The organism is Campylobacter sp. US25a, from assembly GCF_004379075.1.
GTDB classification, from domain to species: domain Bacteria; phylum Campylobacterota; class Campylobacteria; order Campylobacterales; family Campylobacteraceae; genus Campylobacter_D; species Campylobacter_D jejuni.
The window spans coordinates 1-4,689 of record NZ_RYYM01000029.1; the positions used below are offsets into that span (position 1 = coordinate 1).

General features: G+C 25.0%; 9 protein-coding genes. All 9 read right to left on the minus strand.

What is annotated here, in order from left to right:
• Positions 1-203: 203 nt before the first annotated feature.
• A complete protein-coding gene (locus tag ELQ12_RS09320) occupies positions 204-563 on the minus strand; it encodes a hypothetical protein (RefSeq protein ID WP_002861547.1) in 360 nt (119 codons plus the stop codon).
• A 342-nt stretch (positions 564-905) separates the two neighbouring features.
• Positions 906-1,358 (minus strand): hypothetical protein, encoded by a 453-nt coding sequence (locus ELQ12_RS09330; RefSeq protein WP_044780646.1) that lies wholly within the window; start codon positions 1,356-1,358, stop codon positions 906-908.
• Positions 1,359-1,429: 71 nt separating this feature from the next.
• Complete coding sequence (locus tag ELQ12_RS09335) at positions 1,430-1,924, minus strand: hypothetical protein (protein WP_002861550.1); 495 nt, start codon at positions 1,922-1,924, stop codon at positions 1,430-1,432.
• Positions 1,925-2,051: 127 nt separating this feature from the next.
• A complete protein-coding gene (locus ELQ12_RS09340; protein ID WP_126219891.1) occupies positions 2,052-2,543 on the minus strand; it encodes a hypothetical protein in 492 nt (163 codons plus the stop codon).
• Between the two features lie 118 nt (positions 2,544-2,661).
• Complete coding sequence (locus tag ELQ12_RS09345) at positions 2,662-3,171, minus strand: hypothetical protein (protein WP_070209825.1); 510 nt, start codon at positions 3,169-3,171, stop codon at positions 2,662-2,664.
• Entirely contained in the window at positions 3,172-3,303 is a 132-nt protein-coding gene (locus ELQ12_RS10850; RefSeq protein ID WP_279586142.1) for a hypothetical protein, read from the minus strand.
• Positions 3,290-3,787: a hypothetical protein gene (locus ELQ12_RS09350; protein WP_044779661.1), complete on the minus strand. Its 498-nt coding sequence runs from the start codon at positions 3,785-3,787 to the stop codon at positions 3,290-3,292. The genes ELQ12_RS10850 and ELQ12_RS09350 overlap by 14 nt, the downstream gene beginning before the upstream one ends.
• On the minus strand, positions 3,788-4,279 hold the full coding sequence (locus ELQ12_RS10480; protein ID WP_171824273.1) for a hypothetical protein: 492 nt from the start codon (positions 4,277-4,279) through the stop codon (positions 3,788-3,790). It lies immediately after the preceding gene.
• On the minus strand, positions 4,276-4,689 hold a 414-nt coding region (locus ELQ12_RS10485; RefSeq protein WP_206781631.1), incomplete at its 5' end, for a hypothetical protein. The genes ELQ12_RS10485 and ELQ12_RS10480, both read right to left, overlap by 4 nt.

The following is a 4,689-nucleotide window of genomic DNA, read 5'->3' on the forward strand; positions in this document are numbered from 1 at the left end:
ATTAATCTCTCCTATCCATCTAAGCACATTACCCTTATCATCAATCTCTACTTCTAAATCTTTGTATTTGTTGTAAAATTTAGGAGCTAAGATTTCATTAATTAGGATTTTTATAACTTTAAAAACTTCTTGTAATTCTTATTGCATCTTTTTAACTTTTTACATATTCTAGTATTTGTTGTTGCTTGTTGCCTTTGTTGCGTCTATTTTTCACATAATTTCAGACCATATTCTTGTATATTCCGCTTGTTTTTAGAAATATATAAAAAATTATTAAAAATATTATATTCATAAATACCATTTTTAAAAACATATCCTTTAAAATTCATATTTACATCACTAATAGACTTACCGTTTAGGACAATATATTTTCCATTATTTTTATTGACACCCACATATACAATTTTATCACAAGTTATATTACCCTCTGGACATAGATTTAAAATTTTTATCCAAAACTTTTCATTTTCATAGGTACATTGCTCTAGTGGAGTAAAATCCTCTTGCGCTAACAAATAAGTACTAAAAAATAAAAACAATAATATATTTTTAAAAATTACCATTTTTCATAACCTCCTTGAGTGTAAAGCTTATATTCAGCATTTCTCCTATTAATTAGCCCCCGCATTACTTTATTTTGACTTTTGTTCCACGCCATCCAAGCTTCCTTTAATGTTTTGCAACCCGTTTTCTCTGCATTGATGATTTTAACAACAAAAGAATTTTTAAAATTATCAATCCCTATATTAAAACATAATATAACCAAGGCATCAAATTCGTTCTGTGCTAAGGAAGAGTTTATTGAATTTTTACAGCATTTTCAAAGGGTAACAAATCGCTTTTAAACAATTTATCCGCTTCTTGTAAAATAATACCATTTTTATACAAATCCCATTCATTTTGCCCTATAAGATGTCCATATCCGATAGTTGCACCTTGTTAAATACTTCGTTTAAAATTAAATTAACATCATTTTCCTTAGTATTAAAGCTTTGATTATTTAGATTATCTTGTAAGGAAATTTCTTTATCTAAATAGTCTTGGATATCTTTTATTTTTTCATTTCTTTTTTCTTTTAAAGTATTGATAGATTTATAAAGCCTTTTTCTAGCATCAAGATAGGTATCATTTAGATTTTCTTTATCTAGGATGAAGATTTTTGTGAAAGTAGAATTATAGCCTAGATTGTTTATAGCGGTAGCTTGGGTGAAAAGATCTTCTTGATTATAATTTATAGCTATGGAATTTTCACATTGATATAAGGCTTTTAAATATGCTATGGATGAATTTTTATCTATTGTGTCTATTTCATCATTGTTTATAAAAGCAAGCCTTGTTATAAATAATTCTCTATCCATTTTTTTCTAAATATTTAAGATAAATGAATATTATATCAAATATATTAAATTTTTGATAGTCTTTAAAGATTTTAATACATCATATACACACCCGCCATTAATAAAAAGATATTACACACAAACCCTATAAGCCAACTTAATTTTTTGTGTTTTTCTCCTGTGCTATAACATTTAAATAAATAAGCTTGCAATAAACAAGGAAGTATAAAAAATGTGATTATAAAAAAAATAAAAGTTATACCGCCTAAAAAATCAAAATAATTATGTGCTTTATACTCTTGTGGTGATAATTTTTCAATTTCTGGAGGATCAAGCAATACAAGCCCTCTAGAGGTTTCAAGATCATAAGTAAGATAAAATATGATAACAATAGCCATAAAAAAGATAATAAAAGATATTAAAAAATAAGATTTTACAAATTCTTTTATATTAATCTTAATCCAATAATTTAAAATAGAAAAGGCAATAAGAACGCTTAGAGCTATAAGATAAAATTCTATAACACTACAAGCAAAAATAAATCCTATAAAACCTAAAAAAATAGAAAGTGTAATGCTATCTCCCATTTAAACTCCTGTATTATAAAGTACATTATAAGCTTTATTTTTAAAATCAAGCTTAGCGATAAAATCTTTACTATAAAGTTTAAAATCCAAACCATAAGGAGTGAATTTTTGATAGTCTTTAAAGATTTTAATACATCATATACACACCCGCCATTAATATAGGATTACACACAAACCCTATAAACCAACTTAATTTTTTGCATTTTTCTCCTGTGCTATAACATTTAAAAAAATAAGCTTGTAATAAACAAGGAAGTATAAAAAATGTGATTACTAAAAAAAACATAGTTGCAAAGGTTAAAAATTTAAAATAATTACGCACTCTATATTCTTGCGGTGATAATTTTTCAATTTCTGGAGGATCAAGTAATACAAGCGATCTAGAGGTTTCAAGATCATAGGTAAGATAAAATATGATAACAATAGCCATAAAAAAGATAATAAAAGATATTAAAAAATAAGATTTTACAAATTCTTTTATATTAATCTTAATCCAATGATTTAAAATAGAAAAGACAACAAGAACACTTAAAGTTGTAAGATAAAATTTTATATTAGTAAAAGCAAGAATAAATCCAAATAAACCCCAAAAAATAGAAAGTATAATATCTTCTCCCATTTAAACTCCTGTATTATAAAGCACATTATAAGCTTTATCTTTAAAATCAAGCTTAGTGATAAAATCTTTACTATAAAGTTTAAAATCCAAACCATAAGGAGTGAATTTTTAATAGTCTTTAAAGATTTTCATATATCACATACACACTTGCAATTAATATAATAATATTGCACACAAACCCTATAAGCCAACTTAATTTTTTGCGTTTTTCTTCTGTGCTATAACATTTAAATAAATAAGCTTGTAATAAACAAGGAAGTATAATAAATGTGATTGTAAAAAAAATAAAATTTATAAAGATTAAAAATTTAGAACACTTATATACTATATATTCTTGTGGTGATAATTCTTCAGCTTCTGGAGGACCGAGCATTACATATCCTCTATAAGTTTCAAGATCATAGCTAAGATAAAATATGATAATAATAGCTGTAAAAAAGATAATAAAATATATTGAAAAATAAGATTTTACAAATTCTTTTATGTTAATTCTCATCCAATAATTTAAAATAGAAAAGGCAATAAGAACGCTTAAGGCTGTAATATAAAGTATTGTATCAATAGTAACAAGCCTAAAAATAAATCCTACCAAACCCCAAAAAATAGAAAATGTAATATCTTCTCCCATTTAAATTCCTGTATTATAAAGCACATTATAAGCTTTATCTTTAAAATCAAGCTTAGTGATAAAATCTTTACTATAAAGTCTAAAATCCAAACCATAAGGAGTGAATTTTTGATAGTCTTTAAAGATTTTCATATAACTTATAAAAACTCACAATTAATAAAAAGATATTACACGCAAACCCTATAAACCAACTTAATTTTTTGCGTTTTTCTCCTGTGCTATAGCGTTTAAATAAATAAGCTTGTAATAAACAAGGAAGTATAAAAAATGTGATTGTAAAAAAAAACATAGTTATACAAGTCAAAAATCCAAAATAATTATATGCTTTATATTCTTGCGGTGACAATTTTTCAATTTCTGGAGGACCAAGCAATACAAGCCCTCTAGAAGTTTCAAGATCATAAGTAAGATAAAATATGATAACAATAGCCATAAAAAAGATAATAAAAGATATTAAAAAATAAGATTTTACAAATTCTTTTATGTTAATTCTCATCCAATAATTTAAAATAGAAAAGGCAATAAGCACAGATAAAGCTATAAGATAAAATTTTGTGATAACAGCAATGGATAGCAATGAACCTACAAAAATAGAAAGCGTAATACTATCTCCCATTTAAACTCCTGTATTATAAAGCACATTATAAGCTTCATCTTTAAAATCAAGTTTAGTGATAAAATCTTTACTATAAAGTCTAAAATCCAAACCATAAGGAGTGAATTTTTGATAGTCTTGATAATCTTGATTGTAAATATAATATTGTTTAGTTTTTGGGGATTGTAGAATATCAGCAAAGGTTATTTGTGGTATAATATATATCTTTGGTTTATAAGTTTCCATCTGTCTTGTAGAACCCCAAAAACCATCATTGAATTCATTAGGCTCTTTAGCTTCATACCATTTTTGATCTATCTTGTCCCATTCTTTGTTTTTAAGATATTCTTGTCTTAATGTTTCATCTGCTTTATCAAGCTCATCAGGACTTTTGCCTTTGGTAAGTCCTAAGAAAGCATGGGTGAAATCTTCTCTTTGCCAGTAACACTGATTTTTAAAATCCAAAAAACATTCTACCAATGGATCAATATAAATCGTAACATAATATTTCATTTATAAAATCCTCCTAATAACTCAAATATATATACCATAGCCACTAAAAAAATATATCCACATAAAAAAGTTATTAAAATTCTCCAAGCTCTTAAAAAGATAAAAATTATAGGTGCAAAAATAAAAAATAAAATTTTAAAATTATAGATAAACTCATGATATTTCATATATATAAATATTAATATCACAAGCAACAATAATGCAAAAAAATTTTTAATATAAAGCATATTCAATATAAAAATAAATAACATAATAAATAAAATAGTGAATTGATCATAATTATTACTGATATAAAAATATACCATAGGAATGATAAAAATCCCTACACTACATACAAACCAAGCAATTTGCCCACTTGATATATTGTCTATTCCTTTGCTTTCTAGTTTTTCTTTGAGTTTAGAATAAAT

Excerpts from the sequence above, each read along its gene's own strand:
- ELQ12_RS09320 (WP_002861547.1), bottom strand. The coding sequence starts at position 563 with ATGGTAATTTTTAAAAATATATTATTGTTTTTATTTTTTAGTACTTAT.
- ELQ12_RS09330 (WP_044780646.1), bottom strand. The coding sequence starts at position 1,358 with ATGGATAGAGAATTATTTATAACAAGGCTTGCTTTTATAAACAATGAT.
- ELQ12_RS09335 (WP_002861550.1), bottom strand. The coding sequence starts at position 1,924 with ATGGGAGATAGCATTACACTTTCTATTTTTTTAGGTTTTATAGGATTT.
- ELQ12_RS09340 (WP_126219891.1), bottom strand. The coding sequence starts at position 2,543 with ATGGGAGAAGATATTATACTTTCTATTTTTTGGGGTTTATTTGGATTT.
- ELQ12_RS09345 (WP_070209825.1), bottom strand. The coding sequence starts at position 3,171 with ATGGGAGAAGATATTACATTTTCTATTTTTTGGGGTTTGGTAGGATTT.
- ELQ12_RS10850 (WP_279586142.1), bottom strand. The coding sequence starts at position 3,303 with ATGAAAATCTTTAAAGACTATCAAAAATTCACTCCTTATGGTTTGGAT.
- ELQ12_RS09350 (WP_044779661.1), bottom strand. The coding sequence starts at position 3,787 with ATGGGAGATAGTATTACGCTTTCTATTTTTGTAGGTTCATTGCTATCC.
- ELQ12_RS10480 (WP_171824273.1), bottom strand. The coding sequence starts at position 4,279 with ATGAAATATTATGTTACGATTTATATTGATCCATTGGTAGAATGTTTT.